This window comes from Staphylococcus devriesei (genome assembly GCF_002902625.1).
Taxonomy (GTDB): domain Bacteria; phylum Bacillota; class Bacilli; order Staphylococcales; family Staphylococcaceae; genus Staphylococcus; species Staphylococcus devriesei.
In genome coordinates this window covers 1-17,012 of sequence record NZ_PPRG01000005.1, presented here as the reverse complement: position 1 = coordinate 17,012, position 17,012 = coordinate 1, and the positions used below count along the sequence as shown (strand labels likewise).

The 17,012-nt window shown below is 32.9% G+C and carries 9 protein-coding genes, 1 rRNA gene and 1 pseudogene; all 11 read right to left on the bottom strand.

The window, feature by feature from the left end; translation table 11 throughout:
• Nucleotides 1–9: 9 nt before the first annotated feature.
• Nucleotides 10–813, bottom strand: coding sequence for a PSP1 domain-containing protein (locus CD147_RS01015; protein WP_103165599.1), 804 nt, complete (start codon nt 811–813; stop codon nt 10–12).
• A 1-nt stretch (nt 814) separates the two neighbouring features.
• Nucleotides 815–1,741, bottom strand: coding sequence for a DNA polymerase III subunit delta' C-terminal domain-containing protein (locus CD147_RS01010; protein ID WP_103165598.1), 927 nt, complete (start codon nt 1,739–1,741; stop codon nt 815–817).
• 256 nt (nt 1,742–1,997) lie between these two features.
• The gene (locus CD147_RS01005) at nt 1,998–2,327 is read right to left on the bottom strand and encodes a cyclic-di-AMP receptor (protein WP_103165597.1); all 330 of its coding nucleotides are present in this window, start codon (nt 2,325–2,327) and stop codon (nt 1,998–2,000) included.
• 27 nt (nt 2,328–2,354) lie between these two features.
• Nucleotides 2,355–2,972, bottom strand: a complete 618-nt coding sequence (gene tmk / locus CD147_RS01000) for a dTMP kinase (RefSeq protein WP_103165596.1) — start codon at nt 2,970–2,972, stop codon at nt 2,355–2,357.
• Nucleotide 2,973: 1 nt separating this feature from the next.
• Nucleotides 2,974–4,320: an aminotransferase class V-fold PLP-dependent enzyme gene (locus CD147_RS00995; RefSeq protein ID WP_103165595.1), complete on the bottom strand. Its 1,347-nt coding sequence runs from the start codon at nt 4,318–4,320 to the stop codon at nt 2,974–2,976.
• Between the two features lie 83 nt (nt 4,321–4,403).
• Nucleotides 4,404–5,174 (bottom strand): hypothetical protein, encoded by a 771-nt coding sequence (locus CD147_RS00990; RefSeq protein ID WP_103165594.1) that lies wholly within the window; start codon nt 5,172–5,174, stop codon nt 4,404–4,406.
• Between the two features lie 238 nt (nt 5,175–5,412).
• Nucleotides 5,413–10,362 carry a YSIRK-type signal peptide-containing protein gene (locus CD147_RS12435; protein WP_275113139.1) on the bottom strand — a complete coding sequence of 1,650 codons (4,950 nt, stop codon included), beginning with the start codon at nt 10,360–10,362 and terminating at the stop codon, nt 5,413–5,415.
• 357 nt (nt 10,363–10,719) lie between these two features.
• The gene (locus CD147_RS00980) at nt 10,720–15,075 is read right to left on the bottom strand and encodes a YSIRK-type signal peptide-containing protein (RefSeq protein WP_103165592.1); all 4,356 of its coding nucleotides are present in this window, start codon (nt 15,073–15,075) and stop codon (nt 10,720–10,722) included.
• A 521-nt stretch (nt 15,076–15,596) separates the two neighbouring features.
• Nucleotides 15,597–16,214: a LysE/ArgO family amino acid transporter gene (locus CD147_RS00975; RefSeq protein WP_103165591.1), complete on the bottom strand. Its 618-nt coding sequence runs from the start codon at nt 16,212–16,214 to the stop codon at nt 15,597–15,599.
• Nucleotides 16,215–16,217: 3 nt separating this feature from the next.
• Nucleotides 16,218–16,507, bottom strand: a pseudogene (locus tag CD147_RS12525) (fatty acid desaturase).
• 422 nt (nt 16,508–16,929) lie between these two features.
• A 5S ribosomal RNA gene (gene rrf / locus CD147_RS12615) occupies nt 16,930–17,012 on the bottom strand; the annotation flags it as partial.

Genomic DNA, 17,012 nt, shown 5'->3' with positions numbered 1-17,012 from the left:
AAACCCTCCTTAATTTAAAGCTTCTAATTCTTCCATTTTATATTCCATTGGTTGCTCTAAACCTTCGACCTTAACTTGCATAGAAATATCTAGTATATTCAAGCCAACTACTTGGCCTCTACCTTCAGGGGTTTCTACTTTATCACCGACATCTGGTAATTGCGTTCTAGCTTCTTCATATAAATCATTTTCATATTTTAAGCAGCACATCAAGCGTCCACAAGCACCAGAAATCTTTGTTGGGTTTAATGATAAGTTTTGATCTTTAGCCATTTTTATAGATACAGGTTCAAAATCACCTAAAAAGGTAGCACAACAAAGTGAACGTCCACAAGGTCCAATACCACCTAATAGTTTGGCTTCATCACGTACACCAATCTGTCTAAGTTCGATACGTGTTTTTAAATTCTGCGCTAAATTTTTCACTAGTTTACGAAAATCGATACGATCGTCTGCTGTAAAATTAAAAATAACTTTAGACTTATCTAGTGTATATTCACAATTAACTAAGCGCATATCTAGTTGTTGTTCTTTCACTAAATCTTTACACAATGCTAATGCATTACTAGCGTCTTCTTCATTTTGATGATATGTTTCAATATCTTCTTCAGTTGCAACACGTATCACTTCTTTTAAAGGTAGTGTTACGTCTCCATTTTCCACATTCTTTGGTGGAAATTTTACTTTCCCAATTTCAATGCCTCGTTTAGACTCGACAACTACCCAGTCACCAGTGTCGACATCTAAATCTCTAGGCGCGTAATATTCCAATTTCCCTGCCTTTTGAAATTGTACACCTACGATAATTGGCATTTTATCTCACACCTTTGATTACAATTTGTTCAAATACGAGCGTTGGGTTAACATTTTGCATTAACTTTTTATGCGCTTCCGTAATTTGATCATACATTAATATAATTTGATTAAATGTTAATTGGCTTGCGTACTTTTCAACTTCTGCTTTTAAGTCCGGATAAATATATTCCTTCTCAGTGCCTACCTTAGCATGCATAATATCTTCAAAAAAAGCATTAACTGCTGCTAACGTAAGCGACTGTAATTTACGGTTTTTGGCATTTTTTAACAAATCAATAATTGCTATAAGCGCCATAGGTTTATTAGTTAATAATAGTTCACACCAATGTACAATAGACTTTCTAAGCGTGACTAAATCATGTTCTTCGTTTAAATCTTTAGCTGTGTCTAACTGTGTCGTGTATGTGCTTAACATTTCAGCCACAGCCCTGTTGATGCCTTGCTCTACTAACCTATCTATAAAGTGTTGTTTATCACTTGGTTTGAAATAAACATGCTGACAACGTGAATGTATCGTATCTAGTATTTGTTCAGGTTTCGTAGACATTAAAATCGCGATGGTGTTCTCAGGAGGTTCTTCTAAAAATTTTAAAATACTATTTTCACCTTGCACCGTCAACTTTTCAAAGTCTTCAATAATGTAGACCTTATGTGTCCCTTCTATAGGTAGTTGATTCATACGATGTACAAGTTGTTCGATTTGTTCTTTCTTGATGGTATTTTCTTCAGAAGCTACATAGATAAAATCTGGTTGATTATAGTTATCTACTTTTAATTCACATTGCTGGTTCCCATTACAAAGAATAAGTTTTGCAAATTCCATCGCTACATGTTGCATTGATTGTGCATCATCACCCTCAAATAAATACGCATGCGATAGTTTATTTGAATGATAAGCGTTAGCCAATTTTTGTTGTTCATCCATGTTTGCATACTCCTTATTCATCTTCTTATATAAAAAAAGGTTAGGACAAAAGCTTTCGGATTTAAGCAAGATTTAATGTGAAACAAAATTGTATTTCAAATTTTGTTTCACATTATGTATCCTACAAAAATCTGCTTCAGACTACCGTATATCGGTGTCCTAGTGCACAAACTTTTAATGTCCCAACCTCGAATATTGTATCGTCATCTAAGGTGTCTTTGTTTTTCTAGTTTTAACATTCTCGTCATCTTAAAAATTAAAAACGGTGGAATGAATCAACTGGCATTACGAATACCGTAGCGCCACCCACTTCTACTTCAACTGGGTAAGGTATGTATGAATCTGCACTACCACCCATTGGCGTCATTGGAGAAACGAGTTGGTCTCTATTACCACAAGTATTATCAATTACTGTTAAAATGTCATCAACCCGGTCGTCATCAACACCACATAAAAATGTTGTATTACCAGCTCTTAAGAACCCACCAGTAGTTGCTAATTTTGTAGCTCTAAAGTTATTTTTTACGAGTTGGTCTGAAAGTTCTTGACTATCTTGATCTTGAACGATCGCTATAATCATTTTCATCTTAAAACACCTCTTCTTGATATTATATCATAATTTTTTTAAAAAATTTAAGATAATCTTATAAGTTTCAGTCACTACTTCATCAACATTTCGTGTTGCATCTACTATCGCAAAACGTTCAGGTGTTTCTTGAATGATATGTTGATATCCTTCGATTACTTTTTCATGGAAAGCTAAATCTTCTTTATCAAGTCGATTCTGATCTCGTTGATTTTTTAAAATTCTATCTCGACCTACTTCTGCAGTAATATCCAAATAAATTGTTAAATCAGGATATCGACCATTAATCGCAAATTCATTTAACTGTTTCACTTCTGAAATACCTATACCCCGTGCAAAGCCTTGATATGCAAGAGAACTATCAATATATCGATCACATAAGACAATTTTGTTCTCATCTAATGCAGGTAAAATCTTCTCTACCAAGTGTTCTCTTCGTGAAGCCGCAAACAACATCGCTTCTGTGCGAATATCCATGTTATCGCCTTCTAATACAATTTCTCGAATTGCTTCACCAGTACGTACTCCTCCAGGTTCTCGAGTGGTAATCACATCATAATCATTACTTAGTCGTTCGAACACTTTGCGCAAGACCGTAGTTTTACCAGAACCTTCTGGGCCTTCAAATGTTATAAATGCTGACATTCTATTCATCCTTAACCAATATTTTATTATTCTTCATACCTTCAACTCTATCTTCACCTTGAAGATAATATTGCATTAATTTTATCATATTTTGTGATATTTTCTCTCCTTTAAGGAAAATAGGAATACCAGGTGGATAGGGCGTTAAATGTTTAGCTAATATTTTATTTTCAGCCAAATCTATATCAATCCATTTAGTGTGTTCAAGCGATTCTGAAGAATAGAATCCTTCTTCTAGTACTAAGGGTAGAGATTTTAATTCTTTGTCTTTTTTTAGTGGTAACTTCATTGTTTCTATTTTTTTTAATAATTTCTGAAAAGGATAACTATCACCCTCATGCCACAACGGTAAAATTATCAATGTATGATATTCATCTGCTAATTCTGTATAAATCTCACTCGTTTCAAACCAATCTTGCACTTCATATCCTGAATATCCCGAGTAGCGAATTAATAATTTTAACGGATCATCTACACGTACAACTTCGAAACCTGTCTGAATTAAGACATTAATAAATTCTTCTCTTTTTTCAAAAAATGAATTACTGTCATAATCTTTATAAAACTGATGCGCTAATTCAATACTAGCCATTATTAAATATGAAGGACTTGAAGTCTGAAAGTACTCTAAATAACGGACGACTTCTTCTTTGAGTGGCGCATCTTTATGAATAAATAAGACTGATCCCATTGTGAGTGTGGGCAACGTCTTATGATATGACTGAACTACAAAGTCTGCGCCCGATTCTAACGCTGATTTAGGAAACTGAGGCAACCCAAAATGCGCGCCATGTGCCTCATCTACGAGCACAGGTATATGATGTTGTTGTAAGGACTGAACACTTGTATTAATATCGAAACATTCACCATAATAATTGGGATAGGTTAGGATGGCTAGGTTCTGTTGGTTGTAGTTCATGCGTTCAAAATCAGGCTGGAGATAATGTTGGCTTATGGTACTTTTAATCATTGGCATTAAATCAGCACTTTGTCGCGTTAAATCTATACCATGAAATACAGATTTATGCACATTTCTAGTTAGTAAATAGTTGCCGTCTCTATTTGAAAATGCCTGAATGACCGCTAAAATGCCTGAAGTCGTTCCATTGACAAGAAAATAAGCATCATAGTCTGGATGTTTATTAATCATTTTCATACTATCCAAGATGATTGATTCAGGATGATGTAAATCATCTAAACCAGTAATTTCAGTCATGTCCATTGTCTTTTTTAATTGTTTGAGATGTCCTATAGTCATATTTTTATGGCCTGGCACATGTAGGGAAATCGCCTGATTATCTATTAATTTATTTAGTTGTGTCGTAATAGGAAGATGAGAATACTTCATTTTAGTCACACTTTCTTGTGGTTTTAGAGTTAGAATATACGTTAGTCATGTATATTCTAACTGTACTGATTATTTATATGCCACTATTCTTTTTGTTTATTTAACATTACTTGAGTATATAATGCTAACCACAATTCTTGCGGGTAATCATAGGTATCAAGAACAGTTATATAATGTTTTTCACCTCTACGTTGAGTTATTAAATTTTTACCTAAATCAAAGAGAGAACGATGTGCGAGTAATATATCGTTATTACCTTCTTGTATAGTGGTCTTAGTTGAAAAGTAAGGGTTGTTAAAATAATAATGATTCTTATAGTCTAGAAAAATATAAGGAGTTTGTTGCTTAATCCCTCCATCTATAATCCTTCGCATCTTAAACTCTCCAACTTTATATTTATCAACATAAACATGATAATGAGGACGTAAGGACCATAATTTAACTCTCTTTACAATCACTTTATGTTGAGAAGATATAACACTTATCCCAAATGCTGACATAAAATTAAGAATACTTAGCCACTTTTCTACTAAATTATTAAAATAAGGTTGCCAACTTGTATCATTCATACCGTGAATTTTAATATGAATATCATCAACTATATAAATGGGTGATTGATAAAAAAGTTCATTTTCTTTTAAAACGGGACTATCTTCGCTATGCATTAACTCTTTCTTATACTTATTTCTATAAAAGTGTCTTATTATCAAAGAAATTGATAATGCTAAAATACTTGAAATCCAATAAATTGAAATGTGTAATATTGGAATATCTATATCAACTAACCCAAAAAAGTTAAATAACATAACTATCGTAAGTATAATAGTACTTATAAGTAACATCAAAACTTCCAATAATAAACCTCCAATATCAAATTAGATTTTCTACTCACTATAATAAATAAAATAATTTAATATGTTAATGCTATCATTTTAGCTCTCATGAACATATATTAAAGTCTCAAAAATACTAGTAAGCGTATTTAAAGTATGATTACTAATGAATTTTTAAACTAAAAACTCCCTCCAAAAGTTTTAATTTCTACTTTGGAGGGAGTTTAGTCACTTTATAACGTGAAGCTAAAGTATTTGGTTATTGTGTTTTAGTTTTTCTATCTTTTTTTCTAAACATAAACAATGTACCTAACGTTAATAGTACACTCGCGAAGATTGATGTATTACCTTCTGTTTTACCTGTTTCTGGTAATTCCATTTTATGAGACGTACTATATTGTGTTGCTTTATGTGGATGTTCTTTTTCCATTGGTACAGTTACCTTAATATTTTGTGGTGTGCATAATTTTTTATCAGATTTAATTGGGGCAACCACTTTTTTACATTTAGGCGTAGGAGCCGGTTGTTCTTTAACCTTTTCGTATACATAAGTTGTAATACCATCATGTTCCTCAACAATACCAGTATATCTCCATCCATTTGGAATATTAGCGTATGGATTTTGTTTACCTTTTCTTGCACTCATAATTGGGTTACCGTGCTTGTCTACATAGCACGTAACTTGTAATTGCGGTAAGTCATAGTATGGTGCTTCGTTTGGTAATTCTGTTTTGATTTTTTTATACACATACGTCGTGATGCCATCTTCTTCTATCATTTGTGATGTATATTGCCATTGATCTCCAATAACGCTTGGTGGTGTTTGTATCCCTTCTTCCGGATCTTTCAATTCATTACCGTCTGTGTCGACATAGCGTGTGACTTTTAATTCTGGTAAGTCATATTGTGGTGCTTCATTTGGCAATTCTGTTTTGATTTTTTCATATACATACGTCGTAATGCCATCTTCTTCTGTCATTTGTGATGTATATTGCCATTGATCTCCAATGACATCTGGTGGCTGTTGTGTGCCTTCTACCGCATCTTGAACTTCATTACCATCAGTATCCACATAGCGCGTTACTTTTAGTTCTGGTAAATCGTATTGTGGTGCTTCATTTGGCAATTCTGTTTTGATTTTTTCATACACATACGTCGTAATGCCATCTTCTTCTGTCATTTGTGATGTATATTGCCATTGGTCCCCAATGACATCTGGGGGTTGTTGCGTACCTTCTACCGCATCTTGAACTTCATTACCGTCAGTATCCACATAGCGCGTTACTTTTAGTTCTGGTAAGTCATATTGTGGCGGATTATCAGGAACTTGTTCATAGGTTGTGATTGGTTCATACACATAATGCACCGTAATATCTTGATTACCTACTACTTCACCACTTTGATTTTCTGGTAGACCTGTTAAATGATAATGAACCGTCTTCTTAATACGTCCATTTTCATTATCTTCATACGTTACTTTATCAGGAATTGTAGGCTCCGTAGTGGTATAGCGAGTTCCCTCTACTTGATGATCTAAAATCGTAACTTGTGGGCTTAAGATTTCTCCATCAATCGTTTTAAAGTCCGCATATACGCTTCCTTCGAATGCTTCTTTATAAATTAAATGTACAACTTTCGTTTGTTTTTTCTCATAATGTCCAGTAGTCGGATCGAGTTGGTCATCTACTTTCACAAATTTATAGTGATGATTATTGTTATTAATAATTTGTGGTATATCTACATTATATTCAGTATTTTTTACACCTTTAGAAGTAGTGTTATTTTGGATAGTATTTCCTTCTTCATCCGTATATCTAACCTCTAAATCTCCTCTATTATCTTCCGTTTCAAGCGTTACCTTATTACCAGCTAACCAGAGATCATCCGTACCAAGAGTAAAGATTTGTGAATGTGCTTTTGTTAAAATTGGCGCATCTTCTGGTACAGTTACTTTTACGTTAGTGCTAAAAGATTCATTTTTATTAACTACTAGTGGTATATCAAAGACATATTTAACCGCAGTAACTTTGGATAAATCACTTGGGTTTGCAGTATAAGTCCCATTTTTCACATCACTATCTGTTGTATAAACAACACGATATTTACTCGTGTCAGGAACCTTTTCAGCTAACGTTGTTTGTACATTATCTTTAGGAATAGTAACAATAATTTCTTTTAAGATACCAGGACTATCCGTATAGTTAATTGTCGTCGTTTGTAAGTTAACAGTTTCTCCTAGGTTGACATCTACACGCGATTTATCAAAACTATTTGTAGAATCTTTACCAATTGTCAACGTAGAGGCAAATTCTTTGGCGAGCGCAATTTTGAACGGCACATCTATTACTGAAACTCGATTTTCATTCGTATTTGCACTTAAATCATCAGTAATAACGTCAGATAATAAAAGGTGGTTACTACTTAATGATTGATTTTCGCTAGGGCGCACAAGTTCAGAATCTTTATCCCATATTGCAGCATAACGAATTGAATAAGAACCTATTGGCAACGTCCCTCTATTATAGATATCAAATGTAATTTCAGGTGTATTTTGGGTTAATGAACTACGATACGTACCTTTATTATTCTTATTAGTTTGGTTCCATCCATAACCTTCAGGAGCTTTATATACATATAATGTTCTGCCACTATTTTTATAGTTAGGAATGACTTTAATAGGATCTAATACTGGTCTGTCTCTAAGCGCACTGGTATTTGTATTTTCAAATGAAGCATCGTCCCACCAAAAAGAAGTACGAATAAGTTCATTGTTTGTCCACGCTCGAACATTTCCTAAAGCAGTCCCATCTGGCGCACTAAGAGTTAAATAAACATTTTTTATATCGTCTAATTTAGTATTATCTATATCTGAATTATCGTCTAGCACATCTGTACTTAGATATCTTAAGTAATCTTTCGTATTGGCTTTAACTATCACGTTCGCTTTGTCATTATAATTTAGCGTATTTCCTGTAAAACCATTCGTATTCTTAAGTACTGGCGTTGCTAATATATGAGGAAATGCTTCTTTTGTATGAATATAAGAATAGTTTGGATGGAATAAAGCTCCAGATAGTCCACGCGTTGGTACCGCGCTTGCTGCTTCAACTGTATTTTGTGACACTTGATCAATAATGATACTATTTTGCATTTTTATAACGGTGTCATCTTTTGACGCATCTTGCCATCTCTTCTCATCAACTGCATAAGTGACATCTGCGGTCCATTCATAAATATCTTTTTGTGCTTCATCAACTGTTGAAATAGTATCACGAAGTACTGGTGTCTGTAAGACTAGATGGTCATAATGAGTACTGCCGAATTTATACGTCGAATTATCTTTATTTAATGTAGTCCATTCAGTTAGCTTGGTTGTTGAACCATCACTATTCACACCATATAGTATAAATGGAGTTTTAAATTCATAGTTGTCATTTTCAGAAGTTTTTGTCGTAGAGCCATTAAAATATTTAACTCCAAATGGCATTAAGTTAAATGTTGTAAAATAATCCCCATCTTGCCCTTTCGGCAGTTGAATAGAGTGCATATATGTTGGCACATACTTGTTAGATTGATCACGGTTCTTAATATATTTAATTATTCTAAATGTTTCGTGTTCATGATCAGCTTTAGTAAACAATCTTGAAGGGTCGTGATGTCTAAGCGCTTGGAAATACACATCTCCAGTTTCTGAACCAGCTTCATTAATCATTTTAAATTTAATACCTTCATCAGCTGGTAAACTTTGGACATAATCTTGACCATTAGGTAAACGTCCGACCGTTTGCCACAACAAGTTCACATTAATATAACCATCTTTTTTAATCTTTTGTATATCTTCAGATGTAAGTGCAGATTTTTTTAATCTTAGTGATGGTTTATAAGCTACAAAAGGTAATTTTTGCCCATCAGTTAAATGCATATGAATGCCCTTGTCGTCTTGTGTCCAATATTGATTGCCCGATGCATCTGGATCTAATTCAAGCCAACTCGGTACATTTAAAACGCTATACGTAAAATCAGTGTAACGTCCATAATCCTTTGGTGTAGTAGTATCATCACGATTCTCTAAGAACCAGTTGTCACTTGGTAAAGGAACATTATAGCGGTAATTATCCGATTTGTCAGAGACCGTACCGTCTTTTGAAATAATACCAATAGTTGGTTCTGCATTAGCTGTAGTCTTAGTAGTCCCTGTAATTTGCCATATCGAAGTTGGCTTGGTTTGACCATAATCGGCATAAAGTCCGCCTTTCACATTATCAAACGTGGCATTAGTTTCTTGAGAATCAAGCAAAGTATCGCCTTCATATACTTTCATAGTCGTAGTAACCGTATCACCGTCACCAGGGCCACTCCAAATCATACCACCAATTACTTGTGAAATTTCTATTTCGCTAGCCGCTGCACCCGATATAGGTCTAAGTTCAAATTGATAACGCCATGTATCTGCATCGGATAAGTCTGTCTTTTTAGTCACATATTCCGATTTAGAAAATGCCGGCTCTGCTATAATAAATCTTTTGGGTGCTTCATAAACTAGTTTTCCATTATCTAAACTATTTTGCCCAGAACTTGCAAATGAAAACGTAGTGTTCATTACACGACGATTATTATTTACATCCGACGTCAAATTAAAATGTTTATCACTTGTATGTGTATCGCTAAATACTAGCCTGCTTGTAACTTCTACTGCATCATCATTAGCAACATCTCTTCTTACACGTCGTTTTGGTTTTGTAGAACTTGTTTCAGTTATTGGTTGATGTGCGTCAACTTGATTAGATGTTGAATTTTCTATAGGTTGTTCGCTATTATTGTTATTTTGACTCGTAGTAGCCCCAACATCTGATTCTTTAGGTTGATTACTTCCAACATTCGTTTGTGCATTAGTGTCACTACCTGGTTGTTGAGAAGTTAATACATCTTCTTTATCCGTAGTTATATCATTGCTCTCTTTAGGAGTTACTTGAGCATCTTGAGAAGATTGTTTTACACTAGTATCTTCCTGTTTATCCGTTGTGTTATTAGAAACATCTTGAGAATCTTGATGATTAGTATCATTATTTGTAGAAATGGCTGAATTATTTTCTTGTTCGGCAGCATGCGCTTCATTATTTACCCCAAAAATAATAAATGAGCCGATTAAAATCGACGAAATGCCCACAGAAAATTTTCTAATCGAATATTTATTTTGTTTATTCGACAAAAAATCAACTCCCTTTTTGTTGTTATTTCTCATAGTTGTTTTACTCCTTCATTTATTCAGAGATGACCTTGTCTATTTTTTCGCATCGTCTTCAATAGAATACTATTTATATAGTAATATTTCAATATAATTTTTATATTTAATTAAAAATATTATATTATAAATTACAACGGTTGGTATTATATCAAAATATACGTTTATAAATCCCCTCTTTTATCTATATTGTTAAAGTTATTTAACGCAATATAATATAATCCTCTCTTTTAGGCTTCTAAAATTCTGTACTATTTTATAGATAGAAGGCTAAGGCCTAATAGTCTTTATATTCTATAGCCTTAACCTTCAAAAAGCATTTAATTATTTTGTTTTAGATGTTCGATCTTTTTTTCTAAACATAAAAATCGAACCTAATGCTAATAGGATACTCGCAAATAGTGTTGTATTACCTTCAGACTTACCTGTTTCTGGTAATTCCACTTTGTGATGAGTACTATGTGTTTTCTCTTTCGATACTTGTTCTTTTTTAACAGGCGAGCTCACCTTAACATGGTGTTTCATAGGTGGTGTTTCATGACGTTTAACTGGTGGGTTCACTTTTTTACATTTAGGTGTAGGATGATGTTTAACTTTTTCATAAATATAAGTAGTAATACCATCATGTTCTTCAACAATACCTGTATATATCCAACCGCCCGGAATATTTGGATAAGGTTTATGTTTACCTTTCTTCGGTTTAATGATATCTCTACCGTGTCTATCAATATAGCGTGTTACCTTTAATTGCGGTTTATCTGTTTGTGGTGGATTGTTTGGAACAAGTTCATATGTTGTTACAGGTTCATAAACATAGTGCACATAAATATCTTGATTTCCTATTACTTCCCCACTTTGGTTTTTAGGTACTGCCACTAGACGATAATGAATCGTTTTCTTAACACGTCCATTTTTATTTTCCTCATATTTCACTTTATCAGCAAATGTTGGAGCTGTTGTTGTATAATGTGTACCTTCAAGTTGATGGTCTAAAACTGTAATTTGTGGACTTAAAACTTCACCATCAGTCGTTTTAAAGTCAGCAAACACGCTTCCTTCAAGTACTTCATTATAAATAAGGTGAACAACTTTTGTTTGTTTTTTCTCGTAATAACCTATAACTGGATCGAATTGGTTATCTATTCTTAAAAACTTGTAATGATGCCCTTGACTATTAATCATTTGTGGTATGTCAACTTTATATTTAGTATTTTTGACACCTATAGAAGAAGTGTTATCTTGAACGTTCTTACCCGCTTCATCCGTATATCTCACTACTAATTTTCCACGATTATCTTCCGTTTCTAATTCTACCTTGTTTCCTGCTAACCAAACATCATCCGTACCTCGTGTGAAGATTTGAGAATGTGCTTTAGTTAAAATTGGTGCATCTACAGGTACAGTTATTTTTATATTGTTATTAAAAATTTCACCTCTATTTACTAAAAGTGTCGTGTTAAAAATATATTTGACAGCAGTTACTTTCGTTAAATCGGTAGGAGCTGTAGTATATGTACCATTTGTCACATCGCTATCAGTCGTATAAACAACGTGATATTTATCTGTGTTAGGAATTAACTCAGTTAATGTTGTTTCAACATTATCCTTAGGAATGGTTACCATAATCTCTTTTAATATTCCAACATTATTCGTAAAGTTAATCGTTGTAGTTTGTAAATTAACACTTTCTCCTAGACCTACACCTACAAGTGATCTATCGAAACTATCCTTCGCATCTTTACCGATAGTTAATGACGATGCAAATTCTTTTGCGAGCGCAATTGTAAATGGTACATCTATAACAGATACTCTATTGTCATCCGTCAACGAACTTAAATCATCGGTAATAACATCTGATAAGTCAATATGGTTGCGATCTAATGTTTGATTTTCAATAGGTCGTACAAGTTCAGAATTTTTATCCCAAATTGTAGCGTAACGAATAGAATAAGAACCGCTTGGCAATGTTCCTCTATTAAAAATATCGAAAGTCATTTCTGGAGTGTCCTTCGTAAATATTAAATTACGAGAATCTGGTAGTGTTTTGTTCCAATCATAACCTTCAGGCACTTTATAAATATATAATGTTCGGCCACTTTCCTTATAATTAGGAATGACTTTAATAGGGTCAATCACTGGTCTATCTTTAAGCGTTGATGTAGGCGAATTTTCTATAAATCCACTATCAAGATCAGACGCATTACGAATTAAGTCATTATTAGTCCAAATTCTTACATTACTTATAGCTGTACCATCTGGCGCATTAAGTGATAGATATACATTTTTTATATTATCTAATCGATTATTGTCTATATCTGATCTATTGTTTGTTACATCTGTACTTAAATATTTTAAGTAGTCGCTAGTGTTAGCTTTAATTATTACATTAGCCTTATCATTATAATTTAATAAGTTTCCTTGGAAACCATTTGTATTTTTTAATACAGGTTTAATCAATGTATGAGGGAATAAATCTTTAGTGTGGATATAAGAATTTCCCGGGTTAGACAACTCATCTGATAAACCACGCGTTGGCACAGCACTAGCTGCTTCCACTGTATTTTCTGGAACCTGATCCACAATTAAAGTGTTTTGCATTTTAGTAACATTGTCGTCTTTTGCAGCATCTTGCCAACGTTTCTCACCTACTGCATAAGTTACCTCTGTTCCCCATCCATAAATATCTTTTTCACTCGCACCTTCTGGCGTAACAGTGTCACGTATAACAGGCGTTTGAAGCACTAAATGATTGTAACGTTTGTCACCAAACTCATATGTTTTATTCGTTTTATTTATTTCTTTCCATTCAGCTAACTTTGTTGTCGAACCATCACTATTGACCCCGTACAAAATAAATGGTTCTTTTAAAGTGATACTATTGCCTGCGTATTTATCATATTTTCCTTGGAAATATTTTATATAAGATAAATTAAAATCAAATTTTGTGAAATAATCTCCATCTTGTCCCTTAGGAATCTGAATAGAATGCATGTAAGTCGGCGCATACTTATTAGAACGGTCACGATCAGTAAGGTATTTTAATATTCTAAAGGTTTCATGTTGATGGTCGGCTTTAGTAAATAATCGTGAAGGATCAAGAGTACGCAATGATCGAAGAGCTACATGCCCCGTAGGTATACCGTGTTGATTAATCATTTTAAATTTAATACCATCATCGGCCGGTAAACTTTGAATATAATCTTGACCATTTGGTAAACGACCTACAGTTTTCCAAATTAGGTTTACATTTATAAACCCGTCATCTTTAAATTTTTGTAAAATTTCGGGAGTAACTGCAGATTTTTTTAATTTTAACGTTGGCGTATATGCTGTATTAGATAAATTTTGTCCTTCGCTTAGATGTAAATGAATTCCATTTTCGTCTTGCGTCCATAATTTATTATTATTAATGTTAGGATTTGGATCTAATTCAAGCCAACTAGGGATATTTAAAATACTATAAGTAAAATCTGTATAACGACTATAATCTCTTGAAGTAGTAGTAACATTATCATTTTCTAAAAAATAATGATCGCTTGGGAACGGTACTTGATAAATGTAATCATCTGACTTATCTGAAATTGTCCCATCCTCATCGATGATTCCAATTGTCGGCTCTGAGTTAGCTGTTGTCTTCGTATTACCTGGAATTTGCCATATTGATGTCGGTTTAGTTTGTCCACGATCAGCATAAAGACCACTTTTAACATTTTCAAAAGTTGCATGAGTTTCTTTTGTATCAAGTAAAGTATCACCTTGATATATTTTCATAGTAGATGTAATGATATCCCCATCACCTGGGCCTGACCAAATCATTCCTCCAACGATTTGTGAAATATCTATTTCTCCGGCAGCCGCCCCCGTTAACGGTCTTAAATCAAATTGATAACGCCATGTATCTGCATCTGATAAGTCCGTTTTTTTAGTTACATATTTTGATTTAGAAAACGCTGGCTCTGCAATAATAAATCTTTTTGGTACTTCATAAACTAATTTTCCATCATTAAAAATACTGGAACCTGAGCTTGTAAATGAAAACGAGTTATTCATTTCACGACGGTTGTTTGTGATATCCGGTGGTAATACATAATATTTTTCAGTATCATCAGTACCACTAAATGCTAGCTTGCCTTCAACTCGTATGTCATTATTATCAACATCTCTTCTAACACGTCTTCTTGGTTTTATAGCACTACGCTCACTAGTTGGTTGACTCGAATCAACTTGGTTAGAAGTCAAATTATCTGATGATTGATCATCCTTACTATTTCTAGTGCTTGTATTAGGTGCTGAATTTGAATTTTTAGGTTGTGTAGCTTCAACATTACTTTGTGAGTTGCTCTCACCGTTGTTTTCTTGAGGAGTTGATGTTTCTTTCTGATTAGCGTTAACATCGTTTTCCTCTTTAGATTCTGCTTTAGAAGATGAGTTCAAATTAGTATCATCTTGCTTATTCACAGATTGGTCTGGAGTGATTTGTGTTTCATTATGACTATTGTCATCATTTGTAGAAATATTTTGTACATTATTTGGTTCTGCGGCATGTGCTTCATTATCTACTCCAAAAATAATGAAAGATCCTATTAAGATTGATGAAATGCCTACAGAGAATTTTCTAATTGAATACTTATTCTGTGTATTTGATAGAAAATTCCATCCCTTCTTGTTATTTCTTTCCATAACAGTTCTCTACTCCTTAATTGATTTCGGAGATGACCTTCTCTATTTCTTCGCATCGTCTTTAATAGGATACTATTTGTATAAAAATATTTCAATATAATTTTATATTCATTTAAAAATTTTATTTTATAACTTTAAATAGCTGATAAATTATTAAAATGTATATCTTATATTATCGTTCATTTTGACTTCAATTAATCTTTTATATTCGATATTTTCAACTTTATCTTCGGGTACTTTTGTATATAAAAGGGATATAAATGTAATAGTTCTTTTTCAAATATAGATAAATTTTATTTTTTGCATTTTAAAAAGTAGGAATCAGATTAACGACTTTCTTTGGCTTCACGTTAGCATGATTAAATATTGCGTTAATTATTTAAATTAAAAAAAGAGGTTAAGCGACAAAGCATCGCTTAACCTCTACAAATAAATTTATTACTCTAACAGAATGTAGTCTAATACCACTGGCGCTATGGAGCTTTCTTTACTTTAAAACACGCCTTAACTAGCCTCAATGGTTAACTTAATATTTCAATAATATTTTTCAATATAATCAAACCTACAATCAATACAATAACACTAGAAATTTTATTTAAAATAACAATATACTTACCAGTTTTATCAACTTTCCCTATTATTCTGCCTAATATTGCTAATAATACAAACCAAAACCATGATACAGAGATAGTAGCCAATGAAAAAATAATTTTTTCATAGCCTTCATATATTGAAGCACTTGTTCCAATTACACCAATAGTATCCATTATCGCATGTGGATTTAACAATGAAATAGATAAGGCAAATAATACTTGTTTTTTAGCACTCATAGGTTCTATTTTTTCAATATTCATAGGCTTTTCCATCCATAATGTCCATGAGATATATATTAAAAATAAAAAACCGATAATATAAATTAAAAGTTGTAAAGTTGGTATAGATACAAGTATTAAAGAAACTCCTAAAACCGCAATTACAATTAAAAAAGTATCACATAATCCAGCAGTTAATATTACTGGTAGTCCTCTACTAAGTTTCTTTTGATTAGCTCCTTGGTTAAATACAAACACATTTTGAGCACCTAAAGGCAAAATCAAACCTAACGCCAACAATATTCCATGTATTAAAGGTTGTAACATATATTAACTCTCTTTTCTTTCAATATTTGGTGTACATATATCTTTGACCACGCTGTAAAATCCAGGTAATATAGTTTTAAAAAATCCGGTGCAATGATGAGCATTTCGATATGCTTCATCTTTCATCAAAAAATTTTATGTACTTTTCTGTGGCTTATCCAAACCAACTAATCTATATCTCTTAGTATCGGGATCCTTCTCCTCATCCCATTATTAAAAAAATTATTTTTAAATAAAGATTTATGAGATGCTTCATGCATTAAATTATCAAAAGCTTTCATTCTACTAATTATTTTTCTTCATCAAAGGCTTAACTCTTTTTTTATTTCTTTTGAAAACGCTGCTTTTTTCAATTTATTTGTCATAAAATTCTTTCCTATTATATTCTAAATATTATTAAAATTCAGTAAATTATTCAATATTAATTTTTTTAAAGGTATGGAGGTTATTCAATAGTATCGAAAAGACTTTTAAAATTATAATCATCTGCGCAACCGTATTATTTTGTGTTCTAAACTTTATACATATAAACCAAAAAAAGAGATTAAGCAATGTTTCGTTGCTTAATCTCTACAATTGAACTTATTACTCTAGCGGAACGTAATCTGCTACCATCGGCGCTAAGGAGCTTCCTTTGCTTTGATGCTAAATTTAGGCATAAAAAAAGAGACCTTTCAGTCTCAATATCGGCTCATCGCATCCATACGATTTATTTGCCTGGCAACGTCCTACTCTAGCGGAACGTAAATCCAACTACCATCGGCGCTAAGGAGCTTAACTTCTGTGTTCGGCATGGGA